Source organism: Sinomicrobium halophytocola (assembly GCF_052983395.1).
This window is the reverse complement of record NZ_JBRKIT010000002.1, coordinates 1-16,590: the sequence shown is the minus strand read 5'-3', so window position 1 is coordinate 16,590 and position 16,590 is coordinate 1. Positions and strand designations below refer to the sequence as shown.

Sequence of the window (16,590 nt, the reverse complement as noted above, 5' to 3'; positions counted from 1 at the left end):
AGATTGATTTTACCGTGTCTTTATTTATGAAAATTCCCAGTCCCGTAGTTGGTATTTTTAATTTCCGGGATTTAGCCAAAAGTCCAGTAAATACATTTGGGTTGTTCTTTATTTTTTTCAGTCCTCTTTGATATATGTTGGATTCTTTTTTGGCTTTCAACAGGGGTTTTAACCATGTCCAGCCCCAAATTGGAAGTAATGTCAGAAATAGCAAAAGAGGTAAAGTTTCCCAGTGTATGGATTCCAAAAGGAATCCTCCTAAAAATGCAAAAATGATCTCAAAGGTTAGTATACTTGTGATAATTATACAGAACTTACATCATTGTTTTATCACAGCCCCTTGATAATAAATCGAAAGTATACTCACTGATAAGGTGACGAAGCTCAACATAGCTAACACGGAAAAGGTGCTCGAAGAAAACCCGGTCATTATCAAATACGATAATGACCCGAAGAAATAGGAAAAGCCCAACAAGCCCAGGCTAAGACTATCATTAAAGACTTTGGCATATTTTGAACCGAGAACGGCATCACAATCGATTTTCTTTCCTCCCGAACAGAAATGCTGTAAAGTGGGATTGTATTTATCCACTTCGTACCACAACAATAATACACCTGTTGCCAGTCCGATAAGTTTTGATAATATGCTGCCGATCAAAAAGATGGTAGACGAACCTTCTATCAAAAAAGATTTCATCAATATGGGAGTTATTACAAAGGACAACAAAATTATAATTGCTGATGTTAATGAAGTTCTTATGTTGTTTTCCCACTTCTTTCTTTCAATACCAGGTTCGGCAGATTCTTTAGAGACCTCTACCAAAAGACATATGCCTGTCCAGCGATCTGAAAACTCTTTCGTAGATAATTCTACAGATTCTTTTTTATTGCCTTTAATAATGGCTTTTTCTTCCGAGAATTCTTCAAGAATCTCAAAAACTCCACCGCGGTCTGATAATTGGACGATACATGGCAGGGGAAGTTCCAATAATTTTTCGGGAGCCACTTTTACGGTGAGGTTTTCGATGCCGTATTTTTCCAAAGTATCAGAAATACACAATAGACTGGGGTGATCCGGGTGGGATAATATGGAATCTTTTAAGAATGTATTGGCATGCTTGATATCAAGCAATTGCAATATTTTCTTTGCAATACGAACGCAATGATCCATAACATATCAGGCTAATTTAAATAATAAAGGAAGGGGGAAATCCTGATTGCTAAACCAATATATCTCATTAAAATCAACTTTATACTAAAATCTATTACCTGCATAACCTGCATATCGAACTCGTTTAAACTTTTTCAATAGGCTCACTTTATTAAAAGATTGTCTAAAGAATTCATTTCTCTCAATCTCTCCCGTAGTATAAGTCCAATAATATCATCGATCTCATCCCCTGTTTATATATTACAATTTTTCAAAAACGGGTGACAAAAATTGTCATAAATGTCTATCCAGGGGTTTTGTTCAATTATATTACTTACTCAAAACAGGATATTTTGTAGTGACCGATTCTTCGTCAAATTTGGGAGAATTTTGAATAGTCGCTTTCAAGATATTGTAAGAGGATACCCATGTCACTCAACTGGACAGGCTGGAAAAGCTTTTCATGTTGACCATGATCGCCATTGTCTGGTGCTACAAAATTGGGGATTTTGTGGATAGGAAGATCAAGCCCATTACCTTCAAAAAACACGGACGAAGAGCCGTAAGTGTCTTTAAATATGGATTGGATTGGATTGGTTATCAAATTGGCTGTTGACAGGATTTAACAAACTCAACATCAACTTAATGGATTTTTTGTTATGTACTTAGAAAATAAGATTAAATTATGGTTGTACATCTCAAAGGGGCAGCACCTAAAACTAGGTCAACCTAAGTGCTGCCATATTGAGAAGTCGTTTATACTAACTTAGTAACCTATAGTAAATCGTTCATAATGATGTGCAGGATTTTCTAGCTCATCAATCATTGCCTTTGCATAGTCTTGAACAGATATTTTACTTTCTCCTTGGTCATTGATGATTAAATCATCTTTCCCTAAGCGGTAGTTTCCTGTACGCTCTCCAGGTTCTATGATACCTGCTGGTGAAAAGAATGTCCAGTCTATATCTTTTTCTGTTGTTAAGGTGTTTAGGTAAAACTCACCTAATGATTGTACACCTCCCATAATTTCTTGTGGTAATGCGTCTGTATCTACTACGCGAACTCCAGGTGCTACAAATAGAGTACCTGCCCCACCCACAATAAGAATACGCTTTACTCCGGCTTCTTTTACTCCTTTTAAAATAGCTGGGTACGTGCGCAATGTTTCTTCATAAATAGCAGGATTTGTCCAACCTGGATTAAACGCACTAATTACAGTTGAGACTCCCTTGGTTACTTCAGTAACTACGGCCGCATCAGAAACATCTGCTTTTACAATCTTTAAATTGGTATGGGTAATCTTAATATTTTCAGGATTACGCACAACTGCTGTGATGTGTATTCCTCTCTCTAAAGCCTCACTAAGAAGTGCAGATCCTATAAATCCGCTAGCTCCAATTAAAACAACTTTTTCCATTTTGTACTTTTAAATGTTTAATGAAACAAAAGTACTGTGCAGTGGTTACAACCCTATAATAATTTCCCGTCTAAAAATGGTAATTATCCGCAATTTCGAATTCAATAATGCTTTTTACGGAATTCAAAAGGTGTAGAATAGACATGTCGCTTAAAATATTTATTAAAATAGGAAGGTTCTTCAAAACCAAGGCTGTAGCCAATCTCTTGAATACTTAAATCACTATATATAAGCAATCTTTTCGCTTCCAGAATTATTCTAGAGTCTATGTATACTTTAGGTGTTTTTCCGCTAAAAACTTTAATTTCTTTGGCTAGCTTCTTTTCATTAACACTCAATAGGTTTTGGTAAAATTCGGTAGTTCTATTTTTTTTATAATGATTTTCAACTGCATTGTAGAAGCGTCTGGCAATAGAATTAACTAAAACTGTAGCATCTTTCGAAAATTGCCGTTCCGATTCAAAAAGAATAATACGAAGATAACTTTGTGCTATAGCTATTTGAAAACTGGTTTCTCCTTGCATCAGCTCTTTTTCTAATAAATATACCAAAGGTCTCATTTGATCAGGACGAATAGCTATCTTCTTATGCAGTCGTATGGGATTTAATAATTCTGAAGAATATAAAAAATTAGCATCGATTTCACTACCATTAAAGAATGAACCGGTAAAGAGAATCAGTTTGCCTTCATAGGCTGATTCTGTATCAAACGCACATATTTGTCCAGGAGTAATCATTAAAAGTTCATTGCTCTCTACCCCAATTTCATGAAAATCAATATTCATTTTAGCATAGCCTCTATCTAACCATAAAATTTGATAAAAAGCAACCCTGTGTGGTTGCCCCAACATTTCAGGTAACTCTTTTATAAATTTCAAATCTTTTACCTCAATATCAATAGGCAGTGCTTTAAAAGCAAATGTTTGAATATCTGTTTTCATGGCACAAAGGTATTTATTTCTATAATTTACTTTTGATAAACTTGAATAAACACAACTGTAAAACTACCATTTCAATACAGCAATAGCTACTCTATCTTCAATTCCAAACTCCTATTCCCCATCAATTCACCTACCTCTAATTTCAACTCCTCATGAGCCCCCACAACTGTTTTAAGCAATACCAATACCCGGTGGCTTGCGCCTGTAAACCACTTCCTATGCCTATCATTCCTAATAGTATTTTTATATATTTCATCATCATTTTCATCTTTCTTTTAATTCAATTCATTTTTAACTATTATAATTCTGGTTTTAAAATGAGTTCATACCCATCATCAATGGTGACCTTTACTCTTCGGTTGTTGCGTTGCAATAGTTGCTGTAAAAAGCTGGTTTGAGTCGGAAACGCCGGAATACTAATCTCTCCAATAGTCTGAGTGACCGCTTCCTTGGTCGCCTCTGCCCGAAAGGAATTCACGGTATAGATACCTTCACTCCCATCCTACTTGTCATATGCTTTGAGACTCACTTCCATCGTTCCGATATGGGTAATATGTAACAAAGTTCGATTCGGTTGAAAAGACACAAATCCATACAACCGCGTATACCGCTCAAACTTCTGCCCACGAATCCTTGCAGATTTCATAAGCTCCATTTCTAACCGATACTTACTTTGTACCGTTTGGGTTCCTCGAACCTTTACATATAGCAGCGCATCCGTATCTGCAATCAAATCCGCATCCTCCAACTGCACTCCTGCAAACAATACCTCTTGTTGTTTAGCCAATTCCTTTAGAAGCTTCTCATTATCTTTTTCTTGATGCACCTCCCCATTACCTTCCTCACGAGCTTCTTTGAGCCAAGTAATTTAAGGAATTTCTTCTTTTGCATACGATGTATACTCTACAGAACCATCACCTTCAGCAACACCTTCCTCCACAACCTGCAAAGAATCTATCGTAATTCCCATACTATCCAATTCCTTATCATCATATATACTGGGTGGCGTAAACTCCCGCTCCGGCTCTAAGGCATCTACCGCTTCTTTTTTATTATCAAACTCCGGTTCAGAAACTTCCAATTCCGGTATTGCTACGGTTTCTACTTCAGTAACTTCCCAATCCTCCATGCCAAACTTCCAATAGGCATAGCCGACGATAAATAATACCACCGAACCTATAAGTCCTATAAACACTAGTTTTTGTTTTGTCATATACTAAAGAATAAATTATTATTTACTTGAAATAACTCCACTAATTTAGTAGTACAGTTATTATCGAAGTAATCATATAAATATTTTCTTTTTCTTAAATCTCGATTAACGGACAACGATAACCTCTAAGAACACGAGTGTAAAGACCTGAAAATCATGTTGTTTTAAGTAGTCGTTGATGCATAATATAAAAGAACCGGTTTTCAAACGTATACACAGTTCAATATTCATCTAATTCGTATTTTTGTAAAGTGCTGATTACAAGATTCAGATAAAAATGATTAAAGTATTATTAGTAGACGATCACCCCCTTATAAGAAGAGGAATTCGTTCTTTGGTTTTAAAAATGGCAGATGTCACTGCGATTGCGGAAGCAGAAAACGGGGAAGAGGCATTAAAAAAGATATTTCATCACAGGCCGGATTTTGTGTTCATTGATATATCCATACCTCGTGTAAATGGTATTGAGGTCATAAGGAAGGTGAAAAAAGAACTCCCGGAAATAGCATTCATTGTACTCACTATACACAATGACCCTACGCATTTCCAGGAGGCTATGGCTGCCGGGGCCATAGCATATTTGCCTAAAAAGGCTGGCTTTAATAAGGTACAGGAATGTTTGGACGCTGTATTAAGGGGGGAGACGTATGTAGATGATTTTTTGGAAAAAGAAGCTACCGCAGCAAATTCCGCTATTTCGGGTTTAACAAAAAGGGAAACCGACGTGTTAAAAGGGGTAATACACGGAAAAAGCAATAGGGAAATTGCAAGCAACCTTTTGTGCAGCGAAAAGAACATTGAAAAATTCAAGACCAAAATAAGGAAAAAACTGGATATACCTCCTTCTTACGGAGCTTTGCTTGACTGGGCTATCCACAATGAAGTTTACTTATAAAAGTATAAATTTTGCGCATCAAAGGGTGGTTTCCCTGAATATAATACCCCTTCTTACTTCAATTTGCAACGATCCTATCCTGTGTTAGAAATAGGGAGCCCCCTACTCTTTAGCTTTTTATATTCTTGTAGTTTTAAGGTATTTAATTATCCTTTTTTTTATTCAAAGCAATAAAAAAACTAGAATTACATAAAAAAACAGGAATATGAAAGCGTCGGATGCCATGGATATTACGGAAGAGCTTAATGCCATAAACTGTACGGAAGACTTTAATGCAGCAGAAATTATGGAAAGGCTTAAAAAGACCCTGGGGATCAGGACGGATGTAAAACTCTCTAAGCTTTTAGGGATTGAATCCAATACGTTATCCACATGGAAAGCAAGGAACAGCCTGAATTTCAGACGTATCATAACTGTTGGAAGAAAATATGGCCTGGACTTAAATATACTGTTTTCCAACGTAGACATATCGCGATCATATCATAAAAGCATGGTGGCAATTCCCAGGGAATACCAATACCAGTATGTAAATAACAGGAATAAGGATTCCTTTATTAACGAAATGCCCCGGTATAACTTCCCTTATATAGGAAATCACAATACAAGAGCCTTCCAGGTACTGGATTTTTCGCTATTCTCTACGGATAAGGGAACTTCTTATGCTATTGGTGAATGGGTTGGACACACTGAAGACATACTTAATGGTGAAATATACATATTAGTGAACAGGACGCATGGCGTGTTTATAGGTAGGGTGGACATCAATAATAACATTCCCGGCACCCTGTTCCTGATCAATGAAGATGCAGGAGAAATGCCCTATAAGACCAAAATATACATCAGCGATATTGTTGAGATATGGAAAGTGTACAGCGTGGTTTTTTCAAGACATTTTGTTAAAAAAGAGGGGGCTTCAGCATCATAACAACCGGAATTTTCTTATTTTTATAACACATTATGAGATTAATTCGGAATTTCCTTAATGATCATGAAAAATTTTATGACCCCACTTTGGAGTATTTCCCAGGCTAAATCTTCAAAAAAATCGACTGTTTGTAGAAGTGCTAAAAATGTGTTTTAAAAGACATAAACTGTCCAACCGTATACATCAGGTTCTTATAAAGAGCGTTATACTTATTGTTTTTCTTTTGTGTACGGAAAATATTCACGGCCAGGAATATTATTATGAGAAGTACGACACCAAAGAGATTGGTTCAGAGAGCATGAGCAAAGTAATACAGGATAAAGAAGGAACGCTTTGGTTTTGCAGTTATAACGGATTATTCTCATTTGAGGGCAAGGAATTTACGGGCTATAAAAATGGATTAAGCCATGCAGAACTAAGTGATGCCGTGATCACACGGGATGGCCGTTTTTTTGTTTTGGCAGCATCAGACGGCCTCCATGAATTTACGGGAAAAGCGTTTATCCCTGTTTCGGGTGTCGATCGCAATACAGAAGAGCTTTACATGCAGGTCAATGAAATTTCCGAAGGCGTATTGCACATATTGACCACCGAAAGATTTATCGAATATAACTATATCAAAAACGAGATCGCAAAAGAATTCGACGGATTCAGGTATGCCCGCCGCTTTGAATATTTTAACGGTAAAATATGGATCGCGGATATGAATGACGGCATTGTTGTCATTGACAGCGAAAAAAATACGGTTAAAAAGATCACCCCGTTTTCGGAATCAAATTTTTACTGCATAAACAAAGACAAGCTGGGAAATGTATGGATAGGAGGGAATCGTGTGGTGTTAAAAATGTCGGGGCAGGAAAAAATAGAAGCCTATTACAGGAGCCCTGACAATGCTTCATTACGAATAATCGACATTCTTCCCACTAAAGACAATACGCTACTTTTAAGTACTTTTGAAAAAGGCATTTATTCCCTGAACCCGGATAAAAGACCGGCCAAATTGAATCCCGGTGTCGATATATTTGATCTTGTTTACGCTGATATATTCAAGGATTCGGAAGAAAATTACTGGTTGCTTCCCGTTACAGGAAGCAGTCTCGTTAAATTACGGTTGAATATTTACAAACACCCTTTAAAACCACAAGCGTATACCTTTAAGTTAAATTTAAAAAATGACAGTACACTACTTTGTATAAATGCCAAAAAGGGATTGGAGGAGATCAACCTCGGCAATGGAGAGATAGATACCTTACCGGTATCCAAAACAGTAGAGCCGCGTATTACAACTTTTTATGATTATTGCTATTTGAAAAATAAAGAGACTCTCGTGGCGACAGATGCCGGGATTTTTGTAGCGAAAGATTCACTGTACGCGTATACGGATAATCGCAATACAGACGCCGATATATTTCATCTTTTACCGGTAAATAACGATAAGTCGGCTATTGCTTTTGGAACTACATCCAAACAAGGTTTTGTTCTGAATATAAACCCAAAAAAAGAAATGAAAAAATATAAGGACTACCGTCCGAGGATCTATATGTTTGCAGATTCCATAGACGTCGGAACTTATTTTTATATTGATCGTAAAGGATGGTATGTTCACAAATTCTTCACTCCGGATCCGGATCAGGAAGAACATTTAGTAAAGAAAAGTACGTCTGTAACGATACCGATTAAAATATCGGACAGGAAATACCTCTATGTGCAGTCAGATACCATAGGTATTGGAGAACTCTATAAGACTTCGGCCAAAACAGATTGGAAGGTTAAAGAAACAGCATTAAAGAACGAGCGGTTACCGCTAAAAAACCTAGGGTTTTCTGCGATAGATTCCAGCGATAATATATGGGCGGTTAATCGTTCCAGTATATATAAAATACGGATCGACTCTTTAAAGGGCCAGGTAAATGTAACCCATAGATACCGGCTTCACGAAAAGAACGCCAATATTAAAACAGAGAAAATAGTCGATGTATTAAAGGAGAAAAACAAATTGTTCATCACCACGGATAAAGAGCTCATTATCTGGGAACTTACGGAAAAAATGACTGCATTGCCCCCAGAGATAAAGCATGTTGATCTTCCGGAAGGAATTAAAAATGATACTATAAACGCAAGCGGAATTCCATATGATATAGAACTTCCTTATAATAAAAGCCATTTAACCCTTCACTTTTCGAGTAACGAATTTTTTCTTCCGGCTTCGATAGATTATAGTTATAAACTTGTTTCGGAATCTCTTTCTGCCCAAAGCTGGTCGGCACCTACTACTAAAACATCGCTTGACTTTTCCTTTCTGGCGCCGGGAAATTACACCTTGCTATTAAGGGCTACGGACAGGTTTGGGAGATGGTCTGAAGGCCATACCGAATATACCTTTAGCGTGTCCCCCCCGTTTTGGAAGACCCCCTGGTTTTTTACAGCGGTGGGAGGAGCAATTTTATTGGCATTATATACGCTGCATCAGATCAGGGTCAATTATTTAAAGAAGATCAACAGGGTACAACAAAAATATTCACACCGGCTCATTGAGGCGCAGGAAGATGAAAGAAAACGGGTGGCCAGGGAACTTCACGACGGGGTCGGTCAAAGCCTGGTCCTCTTAAAGAATGAGGGAAGCACTCCGGAATACGAATCTAAAATTGACCTGTTGATCGATGATGTGCAAAGAATATCCAACAACCTGCATCCGGAATATATCCGCCGGTTAGGGCTGACCAAAGCCATAAAGTACCTTCTAAAAAATATGGATGAAGTTTCATATACGTATTTCAGATGTGAGATAGATGACGATATAGATCACCATTACGAGGGAGAAAGAGCGTTACATATATACCGGATCGTACAGGAATGCGTGAACAATATCATAAAGCACGCCGATGCCCCCGATGCATGGATATGTCTCAAAATAAAAAATCAGCGGTTAAAGATATGGATCGCAGATAATGGAAAGGGCATGAAAGCCAACCCCTTAACTTTGAATAAAGTCAACTCCTTGGGGCTTAAGAGCATTGAAGAACGCATCTTTTTACTCGGCGGAACATATAAAATGAAAAGGAAAGGGGAAAAAGGAGGCTTTGAGATCCTTTGTAAAATACCCCTTTAATGCCTGTTATGGATAAACTGATCAAAATATTACTGGCAGACGACCATCTGTTACTCAGACAAGGGTTACGGGAGATACTTCAAAATAATTTCAGGGATATCATTGTCAGGGAAGCAGAAGACGGGGAAGATACCTATCATAAGGTCATGAATTATAAACCGGATATCGTTTTTCTGGATATTAACATGCCTCGTAAAGATGGCCTGGAGATCTTAAAAGAAATAAAAAGTAAAGTTCCGCAAACCGTGTTTGTGATCTTAACCATGCATAATAATATCCATTACTATCGGGAAGCCGTGGAAGCGGGGGCCAAAGGATTCCTTTTAAAGACACACGCCTTGGCAGAGATCTGCGAATGCACAAAAATGCTGTTGGCCGGAGAAAACTATTTGAAGGGTTTTGACGAATTGAACGACATCCCGGAAGACTTTGACAAACTTACCGTCAGAGAGGTAAAAGTACTAAAAGGGATCATAGAAGGACAATCGAACAGGGAATTGGGACAAAACCTGTTCTGCAGTGAAAAAAATATCGAAAGAATAAAGACCAAAATGAGAAAAAAGCTGAACCTCACCTCTTCTTACAATTCCTTATTATTCTGGGCCTTGCGAAATAAAGAATATTTATAATGGGGTCAGGGCCTGTCAACACTACACACTCAAAGCGGCTTTTCCGGGAAATTACACATTCTACACTTTTAACCCTGTTCAGATCATTTCCACAAAATCAATTCAGGAGGCGGTATTTTAACAGATCATCTCAATCTTTGACCGCCCCTCTGAATTTACCAAACAACCTGATCTAAACAAATCGTAAGAAAACAATAAATAAGGTTTTTCTTTATATCTTAATGATTATAAATTCACTTCTCCGGTTCAACTGGTGTTCTCCCTCGCTGCATTTTACGCCATCGGAACAGCTGTTGGTCAATTGCGATTCTCCATACCCCCTTCCGGAAACCCTCTCCCGGGAAATACCGCCCTTATTAACAATATAATCTATCGTGGCTTTGGCCCTACGCTCTGACAATTGCGTGTTATAGGTATCACTGCCCCTGCTGTCGGTATGGGATCGTACCTCTATATCAATATCCGGGTGCTTGCGCATCACTTCGATGACTTTGGCCAGTTCTATTTCAGAACGTTTACGTATAGCGGAGCCGTCAAAATCGAAATAGATGGACTTCAGTCTCAGTTTTTCCGTTAGATCATCTCCCGTAGTTACGGCAATATTTTCCTTGTTCAGTGCTACGACCAACTTCCGTTTCTCGCCTTCGGCCAGTTTGTCGACAAACTCTTCTGCGGTCTGATAGTCCTGCTTTTCAGCGCGGAGATTATAATTTTTTGCCATTAGCACTTCCATACAGAAATCGCCCTTATGATCGGTACTGTCTTCTTTCAACACCCTGTTTTGTTCATCATAGAGAGTGATCCTGGTGCCGGCCAAAGGCGCCCTGGTCATACTATCCTGTACATGCCCGCATAAGGCTGCCCTAAGGGAAACAGGCTCTTTATCCAACAGGCTGTATATATTGTCAAAACCCATAGCATTTTCCCTGTTTGATGAAAAAAAGCCACGCCCGGTATCCTCATTGATAATATATCCGAAATCGTCTGAAGATGAGTTTACCGGACTGCCGACATTCACCACATGATACTGTCCGAAGGGATCTTTTATCGTGGCGAAAATATCCAGCCCCCCCAGGCCTGGATGCCCGTCAGAAGCAAAATACAACACCCCGGAATCACTTATAAAGGGAAAGGTTTCCCTTCCTTTGGTGTTTATGGTGTCTCCAAGGTGCTGTACCGGGCCAAAGCTACCGTTTTCACGGATCTCTGTGACAAACAGATCTGACAATCCCAGCGTACCCGGACGGTTGGACACAAAATACAACTGTTTGCCGTCCGGGCTCAGGGCCGGGTGAGCGGATGAATGATCATTACTGTTAATGGGCAGGTCTTCAACATCCTTCCACTGCCCATCCTTAAATGTGGCCCGGTATATTTTTAAATGATTGACACCGTCTTCCCCTCTTCCATACGTTCCGGGGATATAATTGTTCCTGGTAAAATACATGGTCCTGCCGTCACTGCTCATGGTTGGAGTGGATTGGTGATACTTCGAATTGAGGCTTCCCCGGAGCTCTTCCGGGTTTTCCAGCGTACCTTCACTGTTTATCGCGGCACTATAGAGTTTTAAAAAGGGCTTTTCATTCCATTGATGGGTCCGCTTTACAAATATCCCCGTATCCCTTGCCGTAGCGAAGATCACCTTGTCCTTACCGTAAAAAGCAGGGCCGAAGTCTGTATATTCCGTATTGATGCCTGCATCCTTGACTTCATATCTCGCGGATAAACGTCCGACTTCCTCAAGTTTTTCGGTCAGGGACATTTTAGCTACGTTTTCCCGGCCGGTCAATTCGTAAAACCGGTTCAATATGTTTTCTGCCTCCTCATGGTTCCCGGATGTTTTCAGGCACTGGGCATATCTGAAATAATACTCCGGGCCTGTTTCTCCGTCGAGGGCGAACATTTTTTTATAATACTCAAGTGCTTCCGGATATTGCGCATTGAAGTAGTAGGTATCGGCGAGTTTGCCGTAAAGGTCCCGGGATGCATTGTCCTGGTCCAGGAGTTTTTTATACAGCTCACGGGCCTTTATATAGGCGAATTTTTCGTAATTCGCATCGGCCCTGGCTTTCCTGGCTTCCTGGGCATACAGGCTTCCCGTGATAACAAATATTAGAGTAATGAGTAATTTTTTATACATATCCTGTGATTTGTCGGGTTAGATTAAAAAAACCTGGGGGAACGCATCCTGCTTCGCCCTGAGGACACAAACTCAAACCGGATAAATACTTCGTGCGTTCCCGAATTGTAATTCCCCAGCCTGGAGGTATCAAAGTCATAGGCATAACCGATCATCAGGTTGTCGTTGACCTGAAACCCTGCCAATCCGCTGAGCCCTGCATCCCAGCGATAGGCCGCCCCAACGGTAAAGCTCTCGTTATAAAGGACATTGGCAGAGACATCCACCGCCAAAGGTGCCCCGGATACGGCCTTGATCAGTGCTGCAGGCTTGAACTTCCAGTTGTGATCCAGATCGAACACATAGCCTCCGATCAGGTAAAAATGCATTTTTTCCTTAGCCATGGATTGCTGGATGTCGTCATAAAAACGGGTTTCCAGCAGTGCAGGTACCGACAGCCCTACATACCAGTGATCGGAATGCAGGTAGGCGCCGGCCCCTATATTGGGAGAGAACCTGCTCAGCCTCCCGCTAAGCGACGGGTCATCCGGATCATGAACGTTCAGCTTGTCATAGTTCACCTCCAGAAAACTTCCCCCGGCCATAATCCCCAGGTTCAGCCAGGTAAAAGGATCCAGTTGGAGCTTATAGGAAAAACTGGCATTGACATAGGTATCCCTGGAGGGGCCGATCTCATCATTGATCACGGACAACCCCAGGCCATGCCCCTGTCTACTAATGGGAGAATGGACCGATAGCTGCGCCGTTTTGGGCGCCCCGTCCAGACCTACCCATTGCGAACGGTATAGGCCGAAGATGCTCATCACCCCACGGGTCCCGGCATAGGCGGGATTTACGCTCATGGTATTGTACATGTACTGCGTATATTGCGATTCCTGCTGCCCGTAGCTGATCCAGGAACCCAACAACGCCAATACTATGATAGTTTTCTTCATCTGTCTTGTTTTTAGTACTGCCGGAGCCCTCTCGTGTCCCCGGCGGCTTGTTTGTTTTTTCACATTCCTGTTTTCTATTTCAGGGCACTAATTGATATACAGGTACCCCGACCTGTCTTTGACACGGTTGTCACTGGTGTATTCCAGGATATAGAAATAGGTTCCCGCAGGCAGTAATTTTCCTGTGTTTATAGTGGCACGGCCATCAGAATAACCTTCAAAACGAACGTCGGTATTGTTATACCCTTTGGCTTCATACACTTTTACGCCCCAGCGGTTGTAGATCGTCACGGTATTGTCCGGGTAGTGCTCTATGCCCTTAAGGTAAAAGAAATCATTCCGGCCATCCCCGTCGGGAGACACCCCGTTATACACCTCCAGGCTGCCGTCCGGCTCTTCTTCGGCCATGACCTTGGCCAGGGTAAATATGCCATACCCGGATACTGCCGTGGTCACGGTCTTTTCATCGCGGTTTTCCACACCGCCTTCGTCTTTCCATGTTTCGTTGATGTCATCCCAGCGTACAATGTGTATTTCCTTACCCTCTTCTTCGCTTAAGATATCCAAAGGGGTGGTCTCTTCGTTCCACGTCAGGGTCAGTACGATATTGGAGGCCCCGTTGGTCCTGTTGATTTCCCAATATTCCGCATTGTCTATCAGTTCTACGCTTTTCGCCCTGTCGGCGTGCGGATGGAGGGAATTGGAATTTTCCAGCAGGTATTGCGAGGTAAAATGGTCTGCGTTACCGGAAGGGGCGGACATGAGTACCGGCCGGTAATAGCCCTCATCCCCTATGGGATGATCAAAAGCCTCGTTCCCTGTTTTCCGGACCTGGCCGTCGACAAAACTGTGGTCGGACACCAGTGCGTGGAAAGCCCCCTGCTCAAAGGTGACCAGCCCGCCGTGCTGATCGCCGTCCACGATGCCGTCCTGAAATTCGGCCTTCCCGGAAATGGAAATATCCCCGGAAAGCGCAAAGGCCGGTTGTGAGGCCGGGTTGTTGAACAGCACATGAAAAAGACCGGAAGGCATGTCACCCGATATGGCCTGCTGGCCATGTATTCCTTCAAAAAGGGTCAGGCCGGTGGCCTGGCCGGGACTAAAGCTCACCATGCCATCATTGTGGAAGTTGTTGTAAACAAATAACTCCCCGTCGTTGATAACATCGCCGGTTTCCGTGTTCTCAAAATCGCCCAGAGTGGATACCTGGGTATCGGGAGCAATAACCAGCTCCCCTGTATTGACGGTCTGGCCACACACATAAGAAGCCAGGTTCAACACCGTAAAGACACTTATTATTCTTATCGTTGTAATTTTTTCCATTTTTAAATGTTTTGCTTATATGAGGGACTAAGGAGGTATAACTTACCTGTTTGAAAAAAGAGCCAAAGCGTCAGTAGTGATAACAATATCACTCTTAAAGAGGCTATTTAATTTATGATAACATTTAAATTCCTTTATCAATTTAACCTTTGAGCGGTCATATATAAATAAAAATTGTTGGCATCCTGAGTAGCAAACCAAGTACACTGGTACCATTCGCCGGTATCAAAGGTCAACATTACATTCACATATTCACCGTTACCATTTGGTGATGCCCCAAAAATATCATCTCCATCCACCAAATAATTATAATGATTCGAAGCAATGGTCGTACCGATACCATCAATATAAGCGTCATTGGTAGATAACGAGGATATATTGTATACGATGGCATTGGCGGTGGTATTGAACAGTTTTGGGGACACTCGGGTAGCGTCATATGCCAGAAAATCCATCCGCAATCCGTTGATAATAATAGGTTCCCCCTGAGAATCGCCCACCATTTCATAAGCCGATTTGTCCTGTCTAAAATTGCTGGTATCACCTAAGCTTTTTCCGGTCATCTCATTTATACAACATACATCCTCTATAAAATCGGCTGCAGGCACTATATACCTTATCGATCGTATTTCATTCGGGTTGAAAGGGTCTTCACCCCCACCACTGCCATTACCGGCCGTGCCGCCTATGGCCTTCCATTCGGTACCGTTCCAGAAATAGAACCCCTGTTCAAAAGTATTCCCGATATTAAAGATCAACAGCCCGGTGGCCTGCCCCGGTTGCCCATCCAGATCCAATGTCCCGGAAGTAAGGTCTATCCTTGGCACCAATATTCCCTTATCCGTAGCTGTGATATCGAGTACGGATGACGAGTCGGGGGTTGTTGTGCCTATTCCCGTTTGCTGGGCGTATCCAACCTTAAAAACAAGCCCGAGCAATAGTATTAATACAATTCGTTTCATTTCTTTCTGCTGTTTATTTTTCCTTTAGACTATTTTGATAAGCCTGCCGGCATTTGCGTTTTTAGTGCCTGCCGATAGGCCTGTACATAGGCATTATGATTATTCCTTAAAAAGTTTCTCCAACCTGCTCAACCGCTCTTCCATGGCTTCCTGCTGTTGTTGGAGCCTTTCTATTTCATGGTCTTTGTCTTCCTGCCGTTGCCTGAGCCTTTTTATTTCCCTGTCCTTGCCCTCCAGGGCTTTTTGCTGTTCGATGGTATGGAGATAGAGTTCTTCTACCTTTTCGAGCAACTGCACCGAAAGCTCCGAAGGATTGATCACATACTCCCCTTTTTGGTTTTTGCACAGGGCATCTATTTTGGTAATGCCCGGTAGGTGCCTGTTCCTGTTGATAAAGTCCTCGACCTCTTTCAGCGATTTGAACGTATAGTCTTTGTTCAGTTCTGAAAAACCTTCAAAATAATCTTCAAAAACATAGTCAGCATAGATGGCAGAAGTAGTCAGTATGGCCCCGTTAACAGCCAGTGCTACATCCGGGTTCTCCGTACCCAACATGTCGTCCGTGCCAATACCCACTTTGCCCATCTGGTAAATGTCCTGGTCATTTTCGGTGGCCTTGTCGGTAGTGCCCTGTACCAACCAGGGTTCTACAGTTAAAGCAGAAGTATCCGTAAACAGTGATCCATCCGTGCCGACTGTAATGGCATTGTCGGCATCTGTTGAAATCAGTGGTATATTGGGGTTGTCATTACCTTCATTAGTATATATCAACTCGCCGTCTGTCAGGGCCAATATGGTATTTGTTTCATTGGCCGCAATGATCGAGGCCATGTCCACCGTCTGGGCTATACCTTCCTCGTTGGTATAGGTGATCGTACCGTCGCCGTTGTCCACCAGGTTGGTCACGGTCTCATCATCCACGATGCTGTTGATGTCGATCGTGGTCGCTAT

The 16,590-nt window shown here is 41.3% G+C and carries 13 protein-coding genes and 2 pseudogenes; 4 read left to right on the top strand and 11 right to left on the bottom strand.

Annotation, left to right across the window (positions count from 1 at the left end; genetic code table 11):
* Positions 1-319 precede the first annotated feature (319 nt).
* From ACVBDY_RS00615 to ACVBDY_RS00590, 6 genes and pseudogenes are all read right to left on the bottom strand, one after another.
* A complete protein-coding gene (locus ACVBDY_RS00615; protein WP_447173544.1) occupies positions 320-1,171 on the bottom strand; it encodes a vitamin K epoxide reductase family protein in 852 nt (283 codons plus the stop codon).
* 745 nt (positions 1,172-1,916) lie between these two features.
* A complete protein-coding gene (locus tag ACVBDY_RS00610) occupies positions 1,917-2,567 on the bottom strand; it encodes an NAD(P)-dependent oxidoreductase (RefSeq protein ID WP_123217837.1) in 651 nt (216 codons plus the stop codon).
* 101 nt (positions 2,568-2,668) lie between these two features.
* The gene (locus ACVBDY_RS00605) at positions 2,669-3,508 is read right to left on the bottom strand and encodes an AraC family transcriptional regulator (RefSeq protein WP_447173543.1); all 840 of its coding nucleotides are present in this window, start codon (positions 3,506-3,508) and stop codon (positions 2,669-2,671) included.
* A 298-nt stretch (positions 3,509-3,806) separates the two neighbouring features.
* Positions 3,807-4,262: pseudogene (gene traM / locus ACVBDY_RS00600) on the bottom strand (conjugative transposon protein TraM).
* Between the two features lie 114 nt (positions 4,263-4,376).
* Positions 4,377-4,703, bottom strand: a complete 327-nt coding sequence (locus tag ACVBDY_RS00595; protein ID WP_447173542.1) for a hypothetical protein — start codon at positions 4,701-4,703, stop codon at positions 4,377-4,379.
* A 14-nt stretch (positions 4,704-4,717) separates the two neighbouring features.
* On the bottom strand, positions 4,718-4,837 hold the full coding sequence (locus ACVBDY_RS00590) for a lipoprotein N-acyltransferase Lnb domain-containing protein (protein ID WP_447173541.1): 120 nt from the start codon (positions 4,835-4,837) through the stop codon (positions 4,718-4,720).
* Positions 4,838-4,998: 161 nt separating this feature from the next.
* On the opposite strand from ACVBDY_RS00590, the gene ACVBDY_RS00585 reads away from it, so the two are divergent.
* The 4 genes from ACVBDY_RS00585 to ACVBDY_RS00570 all read left to right on the top strand — a co-directional run bounded on the left by ACVBDY_RS00585 (position 4,999) and on the right by ACVBDY_RS00570 (position 10,279).
* Entirely contained in the window at positions 4,999-5,616 is a 618-nt protein-coding gene (locus ACVBDY_RS00585; RefSeq protein WP_123217832.1) for a response regulator transcription factor, read from the top strand.
* Between the two features lie 205 nt (positions 5,617-5,821).
* A complete protein-coding gene (locus tag ACVBDY_RS00580) occupies positions 5,822-6,541 on the top strand; it encodes a helix-turn-helix domain-containing protein (RefSeq protein ID WP_123217831.1) in 720 nt (239 codons plus the stop codon).
* A gap of 145 nt (positions 6,542-6,686) precedes the next feature.
* On the top strand, positions 6,687-9,650 hold the full coding sequence (locus ACVBDY_RS00575) for an ATP-binding protein (RefSeq protein WP_447173540.1): 2,964 nt from the start codon (positions 6,687-6,689) through the stop codon (positions 9,648-9,650).
* An 8-nt stretch (positions 9,651-9,658) separates the two neighbouring features.
* On the top strand, positions 9,659-10,279 hold the full coding sequence (locus ACVBDY_RS00570) for a response regulator transcription factor (RefSeq protein ID WP_447173539.1): 621 nt from the start codon (positions 9,659-9,661) through the stop codon (positions 10,277-10,279).
* 211 nt (positions 10,280-10,490) lie between these two features.
* Here ACVBDY_RS00570 and ACVBDY_RS00565 read toward each other — a convergent pair whose 3' ends face one another.
* The 5 genes and pseudogenes from ACVBDY_RS00565 to ACVBDY_RS00545 all read right to left on the bottom strand — a co-directional run.
* Positions 10,491-12,419, bottom strand: coding sequence for an OmpA family protein (locus ACVBDY_RS00565; protein ID WP_123217828.1), 1,929 nt, complete (start codon positions 12,417-12,419; stop codon positions 10,491-10,493).
* 23 nt (positions 12,420-12,442) lie between these two features.
* Positions 12,443-13,354, bottom strand: coding sequence for a PorP/SprF family type IX secretion system membrane protein (locus ACVBDY_RS00560; protein WP_447173538.1), 912 nt, complete (start codon positions 13,352-13,354; stop codon positions 12,443-12,445).
* 87 nt (positions 13,355-13,441) lie between these two features.
* Positions 13,442-14,677, bottom strand: coding sequence for a T9SS type B sorting domain-containing protein (locus ACVBDY_RS00555; protein WP_123217826.1), 1,236 nt, complete (start codon positions 14,675-14,677; stop codon positions 13,442-13,444).
* A 137-nt stretch (positions 14,678-14,814) separates the two neighbouring features.
* Complete coding sequence (locus tag ACVBDY_RS00550; RefSeq protein ID WP_123217825.1) at positions 14,815-15,639, bottom strand: phage tail-like protein; 825 nt, start codon at positions 15,637-15,639, stop codon at positions 14,815-14,817.
* A gap of 99 nt (positions 15,640-15,738) precedes the next feature.
* Positions 15,739-16,590 (bottom strand): annotated as a pseudogene (locus ACVBDY_RS00545) (hypothetical protein); the annotation flags it as partial.

Coding starts and splice junctions, on each gene's coding strand:
- ACVBDY_RS00615 (WP_447173544.1), bottom strand. CDS start 1,171: ATGGATCATTGCGTTCGTATTGCAAAGAAAATATTGCAATTGCTTGAT.
- ACVBDY_RS00610 (WP_123217837.1), bottom strand. CDS start 2,567: ATGGAAAAAGTTGTTTTAATTGGAGCTAGCGGATTTATAGGATCTGCA.
- ACVBDY_RS00605 (WP_447173543.1), bottom strand. CDS start 3,508: ATGAAAACAGATATTCAAACATTTGCTTTTAAAGCACTGCCTATTGAT.
- ACVBDY_RS00585 (WP_123217832.1), top strand. CDS start 4,999: ATGATTAAAGTATTATTAGTAGACGATCACCCCCTTATAAGAAGAGGA.
- ACVBDY_RS00580 (WP_123217831.1), top strand. CDS start 5,822: ATGAAAGCGTCGGATGCCATGGATATTACGGAAGAGCTTAATGCCATA.
- ACVBDY_RS00575 (WP_447173540.1), top strand. CDS start 6,687: ATGTGTTTTAAAAGACATAAACTGTCCAACCGTATACATCAGGTTCTT.
- ACVBDY_RS00570 (WP_447173539.1), top strand. CDS start 9,659: ATGGATAAACTGATCAAAATATTACTGGCAGACGACCATCTGTTACTC.
- ACVBDY_RS00565 (WP_123217828.1), bottom strand. CDS start 12,419: ATGTATAAAAAATTACTCATTACTCTAATATTTGTTATCACGGGAAGC.
- ACVBDY_RS00560 (WP_447173538.1), bottom strand. CDS start 13,354: ATGAAGAAAACTATCATAGTATTGGCGTTGTTGGGTTCCTGGATCAGC.
- ACVBDY_RS00555 (WP_123217826.1), bottom strand. CDS start 14,677: ATGGAAAAAATTACAACGATAAGAATAATAAGTGTCTTTACGGTGTTG.
- ACVBDY_RS00550 (WP_123217825.1), bottom strand. CDS start 15,639: ATGAAACGAATTGTATTAATACTATTGCTCGGGCTTGTTTTTAAGGTT.